Source organism: Clostridium sp. FP1 (genome assembly GCF_011065975.2).
GTDB lineage: Bacteria > Bacillota > Clostridia > Clostridiales > Clostridiaceae > Clostridium_AD > Clostridium_AD tagluense.
This window is the reverse complement of record NZ_JAAMNJ020000001.1, coordinates 2,028,951-2,044,707: the sequence shown is the minus strand read 5'-3', so window position 1 is coordinate 2,044,707 and position 15,757 is coordinate 2,028,951. Positions and strand designations below refer to the sequence as shown.

General features: G+C 30.3%; 14 protein-coding genes and 1 pseudogene. 2 read left to right on the top strand and 13 right to left on the bottom strand.

Going from position 1 to position 15,757, the window contains the following annotated elements; translation table 11 throughout:
• Nucleotides 1-246: 246 nt before the first annotated feature.
• The gene (locus G9F70_RS09880; RefSeq protein ID WP_164945621.1) at nucleotides 247-960 is read left to right on the top strand and encodes a hypothetical protein; all 714 of its coding nucleotides are present in this window, start codon (nucleotides 247-249) and stop codon (nucleotides 958-960) included.
• Nucleotides 961-1,069: 109 nt separating this feature from the next.
• Here G9F70_RS09880 and G9F70_RS09875 read toward each other — a convergent pair whose 3' ends face one another.
• Nucleotides 1,070-1,624 carry a DUF5105 domain-containing protein gene (locus G9F70_RS09875; protein ID WP_224617495.1) on the bottom strand — a complete coding sequence of 185 codons (555 nt, stop codon included), beginning with the start codon at nucleotides 1,622-1,624 and terminating at the stop codon, nucleotides 1,070-1,072.
• Nucleotides 1,625-1,873: 249 nt separating this feature from the next.
• Here G9F70_RS09875 and G9F70_RS09870 point away from each other — a divergent pair, with 249 nt between their 5' ends.
• Entirely contained in the window at nucleotides 1,874-2,350 is a 477-nt protein-coding gene (locus tag G9F70_RS09870) for a DsrE/DsrF/DrsH-like family protein (RefSeq protein ID WP_164945623.1), read from the top strand.
• Nucleotides 2,351-2,473: 123 nt separating this feature from the next.
• Here G9F70_RS09870 and G9F70_RS09865 read toward each other — a convergent pair whose 3' ends face one another.
• From G9F70_RS09865 to G9F70_RS09810, 12 genes and pseudogenes are all read right to left on the bottom strand, one after another.
• Entirely contained in the window at nucleotides 2,474-3,382 is a 909-nt protein-coding gene (locus tag G9F70_RS09865; protein ID WP_164945624.1) for a DUF4351 domain-containing protein, read from the bottom strand.
• A gap of 207 nt (nucleotides 3,383-3,589) precedes the next feature.
• Complete coding sequence (hpdA, locus tag G9F70_RS09860) at nucleotides 3,590-4,531, bottom strand: 4-hydroxyphenylacetate decarboxylase activase (RefSeq protein ID WP_164945625.1); 942 nt, start codon at nucleotides 4,529-4,531, stop codon at nucleotides 3,590-3,592.
• 36 nt (nucleotides 4,532-4,567) lie between these two features.
• Nucleotides 4,568-4,837, bottom strand: a complete 270-nt coding sequence (gene hpdC / locus G9F70_RS09855; RefSeq protein WP_164945626.1) for a 4-hydroxyphenylacetate decarboxylase small subunit — start codon at nucleotides 4,835-4,837, stop codon at nucleotides 4,568-4,570.
• Between the two features lie 5 nt (nucleotides 4,838-4,842).
• Nucleotides 4,843-5,139: pseudogene (locus G9F70_RS09850) on the bottom strand (glycine radical domain-containing protein); the annotation flags it as partial.
• A 192-nt stretch (nucleotides 5,140-5,331) separates the two neighbouring features.
• Nucleotides 5,332-8,739: a DUF4132 domain-containing protein gene (locus tag G9F70_RS09845; protein ID WP_164945627.1), complete on the bottom strand. Its 3,408-nt coding sequence runs from the start codon at nucleotides 8,737-8,739 to the stop codon at nucleotides 5,332-5,334.
• A 114-nt stretch (nucleotides 8,740-8,853) separates the two neighbouring features.
• Complete coding sequence (locus G9F70_RS09840; protein ID WP_164945628.1) at nucleotides 8,854-9,408, bottom strand: SMI1/KNR4 family protein; 555 nt, start codon at nucleotides 9,406-9,408, stop codon at nucleotides 8,854-8,856.
• 214 nt (nucleotides 9,409-9,622) lie between these two features.
• A complete protein-coding gene (locus G9F70_RS09835; protein ID WP_164945629.1) occupies nucleotides 9,623-10,192 on the bottom strand; it encodes a DUF4303 domain-containing protein in 570 nt (189 codons plus the stop codon).
• 31 nt (nucleotides 10,193-10,223) lie between these two features.
• The gene (locus tag G9F70_RS09830) at nucleotides 10,224-10,742 is read right to left on the bottom strand and encodes a hypothetical protein (RefSeq protein WP_224617494.1); all 519 of its coding nucleotides are present in this window, start codon (nucleotides 10,740-10,742) and stop codon (nucleotides 10,224-10,226) included.
• Nucleotides 10,724-11,233 (bottom strand): hypothetical protein, encoded by a 510-nt coding sequence (locus tag G9F70_RS09825; RefSeq protein WP_164945631.1) that lies wholly within the window; start codon nucleotides 11,231-11,233, stop codon nucleotides 10,724-10,726. The genes G9F70_RS09830 and G9F70_RS09825 overlap by 19 nt, the downstream gene beginning before the upstream one ends.
• Nucleotides 11,234-11,287: 54 nt before the next feature.
• Nucleotides 11,288-11,455 (bottom strand): hypothetical protein, encoded by a 168-nt coding sequence (locus G9F70_RS09820; protein WP_164945632.1) that lies wholly within the window; start codon nucleotides 11,453-11,455, stop codon nucleotides 11,288-11,290.
• A 20-nt stretch (nucleotides 11,456-11,475) separates the two neighbouring features.
• Entirely contained in the window at nucleotides 11,476-14,991 is a 3,516-nt protein-coding gene (locus G9F70_RS09815) for a DUF4132 domain-containing protein (protein ID WP_164945633.1), read from the bottom strand.
• A gap of 37 nt (nucleotides 14,992-15,028) precedes the next feature.
• Nucleotides 15,029-15,733 carry an endonuclease V gene (locus G9F70_RS09810; protein WP_164945634.1) on the bottom strand — a complete coding sequence of 235 codons (705 nt, stop codon included), beginning with the start codon at nucleotides 15,731-15,733 and terminating at the stop codon, nucleotides 15,029-15,031.
• Nucleotides 15,734-15,757: the final 24 nt, after the last annotated feature.

Sequence of the window (15,757 nt, the reverse complement as noted above, 5' to 3'; positions counted from 1 at the left end):
ACTCATTGTTACAACAATCGTTATGATGACGGTTATTTTCGCAAAAATCATCACAACAATCTCTTTTTTCAGACTTTGACATAATATCACTCCTTGTCCTTCGACAATATATAATATGCAGCATAATTGAAAATGACACAGATCATTTTTTTTTGAACTTTTCTTAAAACTGGGTATGCGGGACTATTGTAACAAAACAATAAAAACAGAATAGTATGAATGGTGAATATTATTTTGGAGGTACTTATGTACAACTACCGTAGTAAAGATTATGAAAATCTTGGACAGAATATGCCTATGATGAATATGCCTATGAAGGATATACCTATGACGAATATGCCTATGAAGGATATGCCTATGAAAGATATGCCTATGAAGAATATGCCTATGACGAATATGCCTATGAAAGATATGCCTATGAAAGATATGCCTATGAAAGATATGCCCATGAAGGATATGCCCATGACGAATATGCCTATGATGTATATGCCTATGATGTGTATGCCAATGATGAATATGCCAATGATGAATATGCCTACGATGTGTATGCCTATGATGTGTATGCCTATGTATGATGAAGACGATGAATATGATGAAGATGATAAAGATTTAAAAAGCATGTATCCTAAGATTTATATGAAGATACATCCCATGGTAAAGCATCATTGTGATATGCTGGAGTCCATACATGGCACAATGTATTCCCCTAGTAAGGAAGAAATGGATCATATGTGTAAAGAAATATGTGACAAGTACGAAGAACACCATAAAGATGAGGATGATCGAAATGATAATAATGATATGAGACAAATACTCGGACTAGGCAGGAGAGGTCCAATTGAGGATTTAACTAGAGTACTGTTTATTAGAGATTTACTTGGAAGAAGAAGAAGACGAAGAAGAATGTTCGATCATGGATTCGATCATGGATTCGATCATGGATTCCATCATGGATATTAGGATTAACGGCTGATAATATGATGAAATAACCCCAGTCATCCTATGGTGTACGAGTGAATTAATCAATATAAAAACAGCCAATCTTCTGAGGAGATTGGCTGCTTTTATATTAGGGAGCTACTGGTGTAATCGGCTTACTAGCTAAAGCTTTACTCATATTTCCAGTAAGTGCATTTTGCAAATCATCATTACCTTCAATTAACCATCCTTTATCTCCTTTTACAAGATTAATGTCAACATCAGTAGTAGTTTTTGGTGCATTAGGATCATTAATAGAGTTGCTAAAAGATGTCATTATTTGAGCCTGTGTATCACTTTTCTGGCCTGATATAGCTTGAGTTAGTAATTTAGGCAACATGTCAGCAATTAATTTACTATATATTTTCGGTAAATCAATGGATGTTACTTTAGTTTTTACTACTGCATTCTTGCCAGTAACGCTGGAAGATACAATAGTATAGCTGACTTTTGAAAGAACCGATTTAACTATTTTCTCCTGATTCGCATCTGTATACTTGAAACTATCTTTAGTTTTATCTTTGCTAATATAACTTTCCATAGAAACGATATCTGATTTTTGAGCACTGGTAAAGAAATTCTTCACTGTAGCATCCGGTTTCGCGCCACATGCTACTAGTGAGACTGAAAATAGTATAACTGCCATGATTTTCAAAGTTTTATTGTTTTTCAAAATTATTTCCCCCTTATATTTTAGACCATCAGTAAAACTATTCTAACATATTAGTTTAGCTAAATAAGGGGAATATTGTCACATTAAAAAATATTTTTAACAGGATATTTTTTTCTAATTCATTTAATTCCACTTATAACTTTCTATTTATTAAAATTACAATGAATAAGAATAAAATATAAATATATACACACACTAAATTAAAATGAGGTGTTATAAATAATGGATAAAAAGCTAAGCCTTATAATGTTTAGTGGAGAGTATGACAAAGCTTTAGCCGGATTAATACTGGCAAATTCAGCTAAAGAATTAGGAATGGAAGTATCTATGTTTTTTGCCTTTTGGGGTTTACTTCTATTGCGAGACCCCAATATAAATATAAGCGAAGGCAAGTCTTCACTTGAGAAACTTATGGGAACAATGACTCCAAAAGGTCCAGATGAATTACCCCTTTCCAATATGAATTTTAGTGGTTTGGGAAAAAAAATGCTTGAAGCTATGATGAAGGAAGATGGAACACCAAGTCTTTCAAAATTCCTGGAAGGTGCTATAAAAAAAGGTGTTAAGTTCTATGGTTGCAAGCTTTCAATTGAAGTTATGGGCTTTAAAAAAGAAGAACTCATTCCTGAACTAGAGGTAATTGAAGCTACGGATTATCTAAAGGATGCACTTCAATCAGATATACAATTATTTATATAAGACGAAAAAACAAGCATTATAATTATACTGCTTGTTTTTTATTTATTGTTATTTAATTTAGTAGCCAATACAACTACATTCTAGTTTTTATATTGAAATCACGTACACCATCCGGACCACATACTAAAAAAATTTCTCTATTTCCTCCACATCTTTCATGTCAAATAGTTCAAGCCCTATTATCTCTATAGTTTCATCTGGTAATTCCATTATCTTATTTTTATATTCACTTGGTATTTTATTGAATCTCTTAGTTAACTGTTTTAATAAAAGCTGTGCTTTTCCTTCTTTCCTACCTTTTTCTATTCCTTTTTCCATTCCCTTTTCCATTCCCTTTTCCATTCCTTTAGCTATTCCATCCTCTAATATCATCTTTCCTATTTCTGTCATATTAAAAACCTCCTTAAATTTTTTCTTGCTTTCAGCATCTCCGAATTTTTCTAATAATGCATACAACATTGTAAGGCACTTTAATTTACTATCACTTATATTTATCTTATCTGCTAATTCTATACTTCTTATAGTTCTTTCTCTTCTGGTTAGTTTTCCCTTCATTAATGGTATAAAAGTTAAACCTAATATCTCTTCATTTGTAAGTTCCTCATTATTATCAATTTTGTTTTTTAAATAATTATATTTTTCATCACCATCTATATTATTCATGTAATAGGCTTCTATATTATATTTGATACTTCCTGCATCTATATAGTTTTCTGCCTTTTTAACATCTGAAGAATATACTACTACTGTTCTTATTTTTCTATTCCCTTTATAATGCAAAGATGCATCATAAAACATAAATCTTCTTATATCCTCTTGCCTATTTGTTGTTTGGAATTCGAAATGAAGATAATTACCATCTTCTGTATGGAAAGTATAATCCATAAAGTTTGTATTTATTTTTATATCTTTTAGCTCCGTTTGTGCCGGTGCTAGTATCTTAGTATTTATTCCAAAAAAATCAACTGCATTTTGTTGAAAAAAATCCATAGCACTTTTAAGCACTGAATCTTCAATCTTCTCATAATCCATATCTGTTCCTCCTTAATTATATCATAATATTACCTGTTTATAGTATTGATATAATTTTGGATTTTATGCGAACATTTGTTCTTGAAATTAACAATAATAAAAAAACGCCAACTACTTCTTTATATAATCTTTTAGGTGCCACCCGCCTGGCAAAAATATAATGGATAAGCACTAAATGCCTATCCATTCATAATTACTTAAACCTTGTTAAAAAACTGTGTCACTTCCAACATAGCATGCTATTCCATTATCTAAATATAAATCTTGGAGCTTGTTCATTTTTTCCTCATCTGTTGCTTCTTCTTTACTGTAACCATATTCTTTACCAAGCTGATTCCATTTTGAATCTCCCATTCTATGAAATGGTAAAAGATTAATTTCGAAAATTCCTAGTTTTTTCATGAAACTTACTGTCTCAATAGCATTCTCCTGCGTATCATTAAAATCATGAATTACAGGCATTCGAAGCACTAATCTTCCTGCCCAACCTGAATTAACAAGCGCTTCTATATTTTTAAGTATTAAATCATTATAAACACCTGTTTTCTCTTTATGCTTATCTCTATTCATATGCTTTACATCTATAAAGGCAAAATCTATATATTTCATAGTTTCCAAAAATATATTAGTATCTATGAAAGCTGATGTTTCAATAGCAGTGTGAATATATGATTCTTTGCATTTTTTTAAAGTTGCTATTAAAAATTCGTTTTGGCAGAGAGGCTCACCTCCACTAAAAGTAACTCCACCATTACTCCCCCAAAATTGTCTATCTCTATTTAAAACTTTTAATAAATCTGTTACAGTATAATGCTTGCCACAAACTCTTAATGCTTCGTTATAGCATACCTTAGCACATTCAAAAGTAGTACATTCTCTACATACTTCCCAGTTTAATATTAACTTCTGCTGCTCATCAAAACTAATGGCTTTGCTATTACAAGCTTCTTCGCATCTAATGCAGCCCTTTTCATGTTTGCATTTTGTTTGTGAAAACATGATCTTTTCCTTATTAGTCCAACTTTCAGGATTAGCACACCACTCACACTTTAAAAAACACCCACTCATAAAACAAGTTGTTCTGCACCCAGGACCATCATGTACGCAGTAGCTTTGTATATCAAAAATAATTCCTTTATTCTCCTCCATAATAGATACCCCGACTTTCAATACGTAATTTGAATTCTATTTATTTACTTTGTACCCTTCGCAAGTTACTGCATTTAACTCTCCATAGGTCCAAGATTGTTTTTTTAATCCGCTGCATGTTCCAATATTATCTTTATTAGGGTTTTTAAAGCTTAAGCAGTTGTTACATTTACTAACCTCATTGAAATTCTCACAAACTTGCGCATCTATAAATACCATTTGATTTGATAATCTACAAATACCCTTTGCTACATCAATTGGCGAAAAATTTACACAATCATTATGCTTCATACTCTCATTTTCCATTTTAATTAAACCCCCTCGTATTCAGTTCTTGCAATAACTTCATCTTGTATAGGCTTACCTATTTCACACCAGTATTGTGTAAATCCAGCGACACGTACCATTAAGTCTCTATAGTTTTCAGGGTTTCCCTGTGCATCTTTTAAAACCTTAGAATCTACAATGTTATACTGAATATGGTATCCACCTTCTCTCATATAAGAACGAGTTAGGTCAAGAAGCTTCTTTGATCCTTCAATACCTTTTATAGCACTTGGATGAACTTTAAGGTTCATCTGGGAATTTTGGGACATACTATGATCCCAAGCCTGCCGGTGTACTGTTTACACTACAATATTGCGAGCAATCGAAAGTGACCTTTATTTATATAACTTATTGAAAAATATTACACAACCTTCTTATAAGAAGAAAAAAAGGCACTAATGAAATAACACATTCATTAGTGCCTTTTTTCTTCCTATTTTTATTTTTGATAATGCTTTATTCTATCTTAATTTCTATCGCCCCAGCTTCCAATTAGAAGTGAAACCAGTTTTAGCTTCTAAAGCTCTGTCTACATCATAAAGTATTTCACTAAAAAATCTTTCTGGCACTTTTGATGGAACAATAATATTTTCCTCACTTATTTCATCATAAACATAACTTCCCCGTTCAACTGTGCTCGCCCTATAGAAAGTTAACTCATAAATAGTGGTTTCTTCATTTTCACAACCAATACCAAGCCACTCAAAAGAAAGTTCTGCACCAATACCTATTTTTTCATCTTCTTTATAAAACTGATAGTATCCCCCACCATCTTGCACTGAACCTCTATACCAACCCATTTTACTAAGCTTACCTACCAATGAAAGTCCATTAATTTTTATACCTGCAAAACGTTCTACCCACTTCATTTCTTCCTCTTCTTCATTTACCTTATAAACCTTTCTGCGTAGCTGAAGGAAAGGCTGTATTATTTCATAATCTTCAAATTGCTGAATCCAAGTATTTAATGTGTCTTTGTGCATTTCCAAAGGGTGTACAAGTCCTATAAGAGAATCTTCTAGAAGTTCATATTCTTCTTCATCCTTCCTATTAAAAGTACCATCTTCCATGTATCTAAAAGTATCCTTTAATTTTCCTTTAACATATACTCCCCACACTAATCCAAGAGAAAAATTATGCATAATAGGATTTTCTACGAATAAGTTTTCCCAATCTTTTTTCTTCCAGATTCTACTTACGGAAAGTGCCATTTCCAATCTTAAAGTTTGAGTAGAAACTACAGTTTTAATTTGCTTTTTAAGATTTTTAAATTCTTTTGATGCTTCTTTAGCTTTTAACTCATCATCAGATTTATTTGGTTTTGGTAAAGTTTTAATTATCTTGCCATTATTATCTAGAATTTTCAAAGAAAAATCCAAATCTAACATTACTGTAAAACTTCTACTACTAAAGTCAAATACCCTTTCTCCCCTTTTGTTAAAGTCTAAATCTGGTACTATTTTATCCGCCAGTTCTTCCTCTGTTAAATTAAGCATTTGAGCCGCAAAAATAAACGCTTCCTCTGCCGCTTTTTTAATCTGTTTATGCTTAAATTTCCTTGCTATTGTATCTATTATTATTAAACACTCATCACTTCCACTTAATGCCAAAGCTTTTATGGCATCGCATGCAATAGCTCCTCTTGAATTTTTAGACCATATATCTATTTGAGTTTTCAATGCATTAACAACATTAAAGCCCCCTACTGCTGAAATTAAAGATAATATCCACTTCTGCTTTGTATCTGCATCGTTATTGATCCAAAGGTTTAAAAATTCATTTCCAAGTTGATCTAAATCATGCTTATTACATTTTTCAATGACCTTTTCTGCTACTTTATTTCTTTCCACAATATTTTCTAAAGAGTATTTACTTATCAAATAAATTATTACATCTTTTGATACTAATTTTCCATCCCCATACCTTATATCTTGAAGTACACTTACTGGAATCCAGGCTGGAGCAGTATAGGCGGTTTTCTGCAACCTTTCAGTACAATACTTACTTATACTTTCCGCAGTTTCAAGTATTTCATTATCTAAATAATCTGCATTTATAATATTTAATAGTAACACTTTAACATTTTCTTTCTTTTCTAAGTCTGCAAACTTTTGCAGTTCTGTAGCCGAATCTCTCATGTCAAAGTTTATAAGTATCCTAGCAGCAGCTTCCCTAGCGGCTAACTTTTTGCTCTTTAACTCACTTAATACTTCTTTTTTACAGCCCTCATAAGAACTAAGAAGAATTACCATTTTGCCTCTTATAACTTTAGAACTATCAGATAAATGATTAATAAGAATAGAAGCATACTTTTCATTATTTACATTAAATAGTTTTTCAAGTACTAGTTCTTTAACGTTTATATTTAATATCTCTATATTATTTATAAGTTCTATATTTTGCTCTAAGCATAATTTACTTAAATATTCTACAACCTTTGATTTGTTTTTAAAATTATATGCATTTAGAGCCCTATCTGCTGTTAAAATCAAATGCTTTTCACTTATATCTACAGCTGTAAGTTCTTTAGCAAAACTTACATAACTCATAGACTGACTTTCTATTATTTTATCTATAATAGAAGCTGATAAAGAATATTTTTCAGCTTTAAGCGCAAACTCTAAAAATCTATATATAATGTCCCTAGTTTCATTTGTAAAATAAATTAATTTAAAACAAAAAGCATGATAACTCCATAAACGTCCTCCATCTGCTAGATCTAAAGCTTTGGCAGCATATCCATTTACACAATCTTCATTTTTTCCTTCTAACACATATTGTAAAACCTTAGATTTTTCTAATTGTGATACCATATCAGAATCTCTAGAAACATCTATATAACCCCTTAAAATTTTTCCAATATATTGCTTGGTTTTTTTTAAATCCTCATCTTCTTTTGAATAACTATAAATGTAAAAAGCAAGTGTAAGCCTTTCCACGTCATCAATATTACTTTTATTAATAACCTCTAGACTTTCTCTGAAAACTAATGGTATTTCTTTTATCCTTTGATTTATCTCTTTAAGTACTTTCTTATTTTCATCTCTAATATATAAGTTTATTAATCTAATCACATATAATCTCTTATCAATGTTAAAGGCTTCTACAATATCATAAATATTAGCCTCAGCATCATGTGTACCAATAAATCTTACCCATTCATCAAATATGGTTCTCCTGTTACTACTGTTATTGACTATATTTGTAATAATATCTACGAATTCTTCATTCTTACTGTGAGCATAGTATAAAAATTGAACTAAAGCTATCTGTTTATTTTTTAATTGTTTATTTACATTTTCAATATTGTTAAGATACACCTTTATAAATTTTTCTCCATCTTCAGGTAGCTCACAAGAATTTTTAACCGCTATAATAGCTACCACTAATTTTACAAAAGTATCCTCTGATATTAAAAAAGCTTTTGAGAGTATTAACTTATCTTCATTTATTAATTCTTCAGAAGTTGTAATTATTTGACTCACATAATCTAAACAAAATGAATGACTTGAATAATCTTTTATAATCCAAACTAAAAATCTTTCTTTGTTATCTATGTATTTTAAATAATCTAAAATTTTATAAGCAGAATAGAATCTATTATATAATATTTTGAAAAAGCTCTCCTGACCTATAGCAAAAAATACATTCAAAATCCTTTTAAAAACATCTTCCTTATCCATAAATTCATCTAATAATCCCCATAATTTTTCTGCGATATTGTAATGCCCTCTAAGGGATTTTTCTATATTATACTTATGAGTTTTACTAAGTTCTAAGGAACCACCATTTTCAATATAGTCTTTAATTTCACTTACCTCTTCATCGTTTAAAGTACAATCGCAAAGATTAACTTGTAGTAAATTTAATAGTTCATGCATATATTTTCCTCCTTATTTTTATCCAATGATTATCCGCTCCAATATTCACATACCTAAAGTTGTTCAAATTAAAACTCCCCTCAATTGAATAATTATTTTATAAAAATACAATATTTATTCAACATAAAAATTTTTAGGAAAATCTTTTATTTTCTCAATTTCAAAATATTCATCAAAGTCTTTTATTTCTTTTGTTTCATAAAATTCAGTTATAGCTTTAATAAAAGCTTTAAGATTTGGAGCAATAACATTTCTATCATTATCTGCATGCCAAAACTCAATTAATTGGCCCTTTTGCCCTGTAAAAATTCCACTTATATCATAACAAATATGGTCTCCACCACCATTGTGAAATATTGGTATCCAATTTTTATTCCACCAATTATCACCATCAAAATCCAGACCAATCATTGAGGTTAACTCTTTGGCTGAATCCAATGCATCTTCTAATGGCATAAACATGGAATTATTCACAAAGGAATCATAACAATCATCACTTTGTCCATTCTTCCATTGATAAAGTTTCTTTAAGTCATCAGGTATAGTAAAATTAAACTTTTCTTCTAAACTCCTAATTTCACTTTCTTTCAACGGATTATTAAGATTCGAGTAAAAACCAGCTCTTACCTTTATTAAATTAGAATCTAATGTCTCTAATATCTTCTCCATATTGCTTCAACTCCTCTTTTTTAGTTGAATATATTAATATCAAACTTACCCATAACACCTAAGTCAACAATTTTATCCCAATAAACTTCTTCTCCACCCTTACTAGTTTTAAGCATGAAAAATCATCTCCTAGCCTTAATATAATAATAGTCACTTAAGTAATTTTACAAAGGTTGATTTATCTAACTTTTAACCTTTGGACTTTTCTTATACATTACATAAAATCTTCTATATTTTGCTTATATTCTTCCACTACTATCCCATTATTCAGTTTACTGAAAACTTCTATAGAATAATCTTCATCTAAATACTCCGGCACCATAAAATTGATGATAATACTTTCCTTACAATTATCTTCAAAGAAATATTCATCTTTTATTTCTATTAAAGCTTGTACGCATATATCAAAAATCTTTTCTCTAAATTCATTGAAAAATTCTGTATATATGCATGTTTCTGAGTCACTTATTTTATCTTTATTATTTTCTTGAAATTCCACTAAATTATTTCCAATTTCTTGAAATTCATTGACCGCAGCATTCCATATTTCCCATTCTTGTTCACAAAATTTATAATAATACCTATCTTCTTCATCTTCTGTTTTTTCCTCTAATGCTTCTTTTGTATTTGCTACAACCCCTATAGATCTAACAGCTGAATCACAAGTTAGTGAAAATGCATTTACTGTAGAATCTTCATATTCGTCCATAATTTCTAGAAAAGCTTTCTTTGTAGCTAAAATAACTTCTTCTTTAAATTTTTGAAAATTAAATTCTGATTGCATTAGTTCTACACCCCCCATTATTTTATAATTATCACATTACTACAAATCGTCCTGCTGGATAATTCCCTTCCCAGGCACATGCAAAACGACCTTCCACTAGAACCCTTAATACCTTGTTGAAAAATCCTATATTATCAGTAATACTCTCAACACAAGCCCAGGCTATATCCCGCTTTATAAACTCAATTATTTCATAATCTAATCCATATGTATCGCTATCTACCCCATGGTTTTCAAGCGTATCTTTAAATTCTACTAATCCCTCTGCAATTCTTGGCCCCATTACTTCTGAGATTCTGCTAAATATCAAATCAATTGCTTCATCACCAATAGATTCTATTGCAAATTTCTCTATTTTTTCACTCTCCTTGAGCCATACTTTAAGCATTTTATCATTCCAACCGTCCCATGCTTCAGTAAAAGAATTTACAACTCTATACCTATCACTTTCTTCACCAACATATTTTAGCCATCTAATTCCTTCTAACTCTTTTAAACGCCCATCAATCTTACCTTCAACAATACCCTTTGTCATTGTATCCAAAGCCATCCAGTATCTGAGTAGATAATGCTATCTTCGTCTACATATGACGCTACATCAACCCAACTATGTATTGGTTTTTCTTCCTCTTTCTCAAGTTTCCCCATATCTATATTAAGTTCTGGATCATCGGGCATATCCATAAATTCTCTAAGTATTTTTCCATTTTGAATAATTATCAACTCCCCATAAGGAATAGAATCATTATAGCCAGCAAACACAAATGAATCCTTCTGTGCAAATTCAATCCATGAAGTAGCCGGAATAGTACCAAATCCTCCAGAAAGATCTTCAAAAACTGTCCATTCATCATTTTGATACATGTATAATGCTTCTCCTCGCCACATACCATTTTTATCACATGCATTAGAGACTGCATGTGAATAATCTGTTTTAAAAAATTCCGTTGGAGCAGCAACTCTCCACCAATTACTCAATCGTCTTTTTGCCTCTTCAATCGAAAGTTTAATTCTAAAATAACTTGGATTCAAATTTTTCATCCTCCCCATATCCTATATGTGATTTTATCTCTAGTAGGAAATGCCTTCCGTGCTTTAATTCATAACAGTTGTAATTCTTACATTATCTAATTTAAAGTCAATATCCTTTTGAGTTTGACTTATTGTCAGCGTTTCAAGTGATTTTAAACTATTCAACTTTGGGTAAAAATCGGGTCTTACCCTTATTAAATTAGAATCTAATATCTCTAATTGCTTCTCCATATTGCTTCAACTCCTCTTTTTTATTTTTCCGCTCTCCAATTTTCATTAGTTCTTGTTTTTGAAGCGGTTGCTTTATTTATTTGATAAAGAATTTCACTAAAGAATCTTTTAGGAAGTGTATCTGGTGATACATTATTCTGCTCATATATTTTATTTGTATAATCGTATTTTGAGACAGTTCCTTCTTTATAAAAAGTTAAGTCATATACTGTTACTTCTTCATTTTCATAGCCTACACCTGCCCCACTAAAGTTTAACTCCACATCTATTTTAAAAGTACTATCTTCTCTGCAAAAAGTATAATAACAACCGCCATCCTCAATTGATCCTCTACTCCATCCAAAACCAGTTAACTTACCTAATAAAGATAAACCATTTAACATTATTCCTCCAAAACGTTCTACCTTTTTATTAGTTTTTTCTTCTTGCGTAACCCTGAATATTTCTCTGTTTAACTGTTCAAGTGGTTGTTTAATTTCATAGTTTTCAAACTGTTCTTTCCATATAGATATATCATCACTGCCTAACTCTATTGGATGAACAATTCCTATTATCATTCCGTCCTTTAACTCATATTCATCTTCATCTTTAGTATTGAAACTGCCATCCTCCATATATCTAAAGCTATCAGTTAAAACATTAGCTTCATAAACACCCCATACAAGACCTATAGCAAATTGATTCATAATAGGGTTTTGAGCAAACAACTTTACCCATGCTTCTTTTGTCCATTTTCGATTACTAGATAGTGCCATTTCTAAACGGATAGCTTGTATATTTACTACTGTTTTGAGCTTCTTCTTTAGATTTTTAAATTCTGAAAAAGCTGCTGTAGCCTTATCCTCATCATCCTTTTTACCTGGAGCTGGAAGGCTTTTAAACTTTTTACCGCTTTCATCTTGTACTTCTAATATAAGCTCTAGTGTAAGTGTTACAATAAACTTTCTATCACCATAATCAAAAACTCTTTCTCCTTTTATGTCAAAACCTAACTCTGGAACTATTCTATCTGAAAGGTCCTCTATATCTATACCCATTTGCTTTGCAGCAAATTCAAGTGCTGCACTTGCAGCATTTTTTACCTGCTTAAATTTAAATTTTCTTGATATATTGTCCACTATTATTAAAGCTTCATTACTTCCATTAAGAGCAAGAGCCTTTACTGCCTCGCTAGCTATAGCCCCTCTTGAGTTTTGTGGCCACTCTTCTATATTCTTTTTTAGTAAGCTAATTACATCATAATCTCCATAAACAGCTGCAAAAGGAAGTACCCATTTCTTCTTGCTCTCCGCACCACTGCCAATCCATCTTTCAAGAACTTCTAAAGCAAGTTTTGATAAATCCCTTATATCTAAAAGTTCACTTACCCTTTTTGCTTCACTACTTAATCCTATTTCAATACAGGAAGAATAACATATAAGCATATATTTTATAATTTCATTCTCTGCAAATTTTTCACTATCCTTAAGTCTTACCTTTGGAAGCGTATCACAATCTAGCCACTTCAAACCTGCCGCTTTGTTACCTTTTAAAGCTTTTCTACAGTACTCTAAAATATCTAGCTTCTCATCATTTTCTTCCAAATCACTTTCCACATTTAAAGCTTCTCTTAAAAGTGCTTTTATTTTTTCAGTTTTTTCTACTTCTAAAGCTTTATTTAATGCTTCAATCACTTTTTCATTACTGCTTTTAGAAAGTATTTTTACTGCTGATTCTCTAACTGCTTGTTTTTTAGCCTTTAAACTTTCTATTACCATTACATGATTTTTTTCACTTAAAGTTAAAAGTTCTATAGCCTTTTCTCGTACACTCTTTGAAGAATCCGCCAAATACTCAATAATAACTTTTGCAACTTTAGACTCATCACAATTCTTATACAATATTTCTAAAAGACCTGCTCTAGTTTCAGCCTGACAATAATATATATTTTTTATCAGCTGTTCTTCATTTTTTTCAATTAGTTTTTCAATAATATTTGTTGATTGATCACGTACTGTTTGTCTAACATAATTGCCAAAAGCATATGTGCCTAGGAAAGATGTATAATTCATTATTGAAGCTCCATAACTATCCATTAATTCTATAAAAGAATTTAAGTCTTCATCTCCAATTTTTATGCCCTTGAATTTTTTATAATCATCATATATGTATATTAATATATCCGAATTTCCTATAGCAATAAATATTTTCATAGCTTTTTCAAACATGGGAGACATATCTTTTAGCCAGAACATAACTTTACAAAAATTACGCTTAGAGTTATATAGATATATTTCTTTTTTTCCTAATAATCCTTGTAAGGTTTGACTTATATTATCAAGAGCAGTATTACCTCTTAAATATTCAATAAAGTTTTCACAAATATCTCTTTTAACATTTAATTCATCCATAGCTATAGAAAATTCATGAATAAACACATCTTCCACTTCACGTGCAAATTCTAAACCTTCTCCATTTTGAAAGAGAAGTGAAGCCATATAAGCTTTATCAATACCACTGCACATTGTAATTGCTTTTTTAAACTCTTCTTTGTTTTCCTTCAGCTCTTCTTTTAATTCTTTTTCAAAATTATAACCATTGTATCGAACATTTCTATTACCCATCCATGCAATATATAGTTCTTTTTTTATTTCAAGTTTTTCCATAATTTTTATAATCTTATTATATCTATTATATTTAAGATAGTAGTGTAAACCATTAAAGGATTTTTCATAATCCAATAATATAGCAAATTTAATAAATCTATTTGCCATATCTGATTCATTAGATATGGTAGAGCTAGTCCCTATAAGGAATTTTAAAACATATGTATCAATATTCAAAACTAAACTGTTATTATTTTTTAATAGGTCTATTATTTCTTCTAAATTTGAAGTTTCACCTTTTAAATATTTAGCCAAAGCTTCTGCATCTTCGCAACATATCTTTTTGCTAAATAAAACTTCTATTGAATCAATCATATCTTCTTCTAGAAAACTACAAAGTTTTTGCTCCTTATCTTTTTCCTTTTGAACCAAATAAGTTGCTATAATTGTTTGTTCATTTATTTTGCTAATATCAAAAGCTTCTTTAAATGCATCTTTATGTTCCTCATAAATGCTATCATAAAACTTAATAAATCCACGGTCTAAATCACGTTCTTGCCGGGTAATGCAGTTGGCATAATATGCTATGACAAAGGAAGGACTTAAATTATATTTTAAAAATTTTCTAAAATATTCATCTCCATAATAATAGGTTGTCTTATCTATTATTGAAAATACAGATGTTTTTCCCATTTGAAATAATATCCTCATATATTTAGACCAATAATCATAAGCTTTATGTTTATCTAAGGATCTATATGTACTCACCATTTGTTCCACTAAATCAGCTTTTAAATTATCCATATCTATATTGGGAAGGTTTTTAAAAAACTCCTGTTCTTCTAAGCTTCCTTCCATATATGCTTCGAAACTATCAATAACTTCAGCAGCTAGTCCAAGTTCTACTAACACATTGCTTATTCTCTCTATTAAGTGATTTTGTAATCCCATTTCGCTATCTCCTTCGTTTGTTTTTCTAGTAATATTTCTATCTATATTCTTGTCTCAAAACGTGTGTTTCCAAATCAGCAAGCCTTGTCGGAATAGGTATTCTACTATCTTTAGATAATAAATTCATAGCTATTTCATAACAGCTATTTAAATCTATATTATTACCACAAGAAATAAATATAGGCTTTACACTTTTGCTAGTTCTTATAGCTCTTCCATAAACCTTATTCTTTACAACTATATCCGTATATGCCCCTACTTCATTTTCCGGCATAATGAAATCTACTTTATCTATTTTAAAATAAGTTTTTCCTACTCCAATAGTAGGCCTGTTTAAAAATAAGCCTGCATGTGCTGCTATTCCCATATTGTTATGGTGAAGATATCCATTACCATCAAATATAAAAATATCTGGCTCAACTGTAATTTTTTCTACTGCCTCTAGTATTAAAGGCAATTCTCTAAAAGCTAAAAATCCAGCAATATATGGCACTTCTATCTTTCCAACACTGTGAACCTTTTCTAATACCTTTTTAGTTTGAAAATCAATAATTACTATACTACAAGCACCGATGGTTTCATTGTTCTTTTCCCAATAAGCAATATCTATCCCAGCACAAACTTTTATATTTTCTAAATCTATTTTATTTGTAATATTAATTTTTTCTTTTAAATTGTTTTGTATCTTTAAAAATTCTTCTTCTGTCTTTTGATTAAAATCATGAACATAATTTACTTTCAATATAAACACCACCCTTTTTTATTC

What these genes read in the sequence shown, in the direction of transcription:
- G9F70_RS09880 (WP_164945621.1), top strand. Translation starts at nt 247, where the DNA reads ATGTACAACTACCGTAGTAAAGATTATGAAAATCTTGGACAGAATATG.
- G9F70_RS09875 (WP_224617495.1), bottom strand. Translation starts at nt 1,624, where the DNA reads ATGGCAGTTATACTATTTTCAGTCTCACTAGTAGCATGTGGCGCGAAA.
- G9F70_RS09870 (WP_164945623.1), top strand. Translation starts at nt 1,874, where the DNA reads ATGGATAAAAAGCTAAGCCTTATAATGTTTAGTGGAGAGTATGACAAA.
- G9F70_RS09865 (WP_164945624.1), bottom strand. Translation starts at nt 3,382, where the DNA reads ATGGATTATGAGAAGATTGAAGATTCAGTGCTTAAAAGTGCTATGGAT.
- hpdA (WP_164945625.1), bottom strand. Translation starts at nt 4,531, where the DNA reads ATGGAGGAGAATAAAGGAATTATTTTTGATATACAAAGCTACTGCGTA.
- hpdC (WP_164945626.1), bottom strand. Translation starts at nt 4,837, where the DNA reads ATGGAAAATGAGAGTATGAAGCATAATGATTGTGTAAATTTTTCGCCA.
- G9F70_RS09845 (WP_164945627.1), bottom strand. Translation starts at nt 8,739, where the DNA reads ATGCATGAACTATTAAATTTACTACAAGTTAATCTTTGCGATTGTACT.
- G9F70_RS09840 (WP_164945628.1), bottom strand. Translation starts at nt 9,408, where the DNA reads ATGGAGAAGATATTAGAGACATTAGATTCTAATTTAATAAAGGTAAGA.
- G9F70_RS09835 (WP_164945629.1), bottom strand. Translation starts at nt 10,192, where the DNA reads ATGCAATCAGAATTTAATTTTCAAAAATTTAAAGAAGAAGTTATTTTA.
- G9F70_RS09830 (WP_224617494.1), bottom strand. Translation starts at nt 10,742, where the DNA reads ATGGCTTTGGATACAATGACAAAGGGTATTGTTGAAGGTAAGATTGAT.
- G9F70_RS09825 (WP_164945631.1), bottom strand. Translation starts at nt 11,233, where the DNA reads ATGAAAAATTTGAATCCAAGTTATTTTAGAATTAAACTTTCGATTGAA.
- G9F70_RS09820 (WP_164945632.1), bottom strand. Translation starts at nt 11,455, where the DNA reads ATGGAGAAGCAATTAGAGATATTAGATTCTAATTTAATAAGGGTAAGA.
- G9F70_RS09815 (WP_164945633.1), bottom strand. Translation starts at nt 14,991, where the DNA reads ATGGGATTACAAAATCACTTAATAGAGAGAATAAGCAATGTGTTAGTA.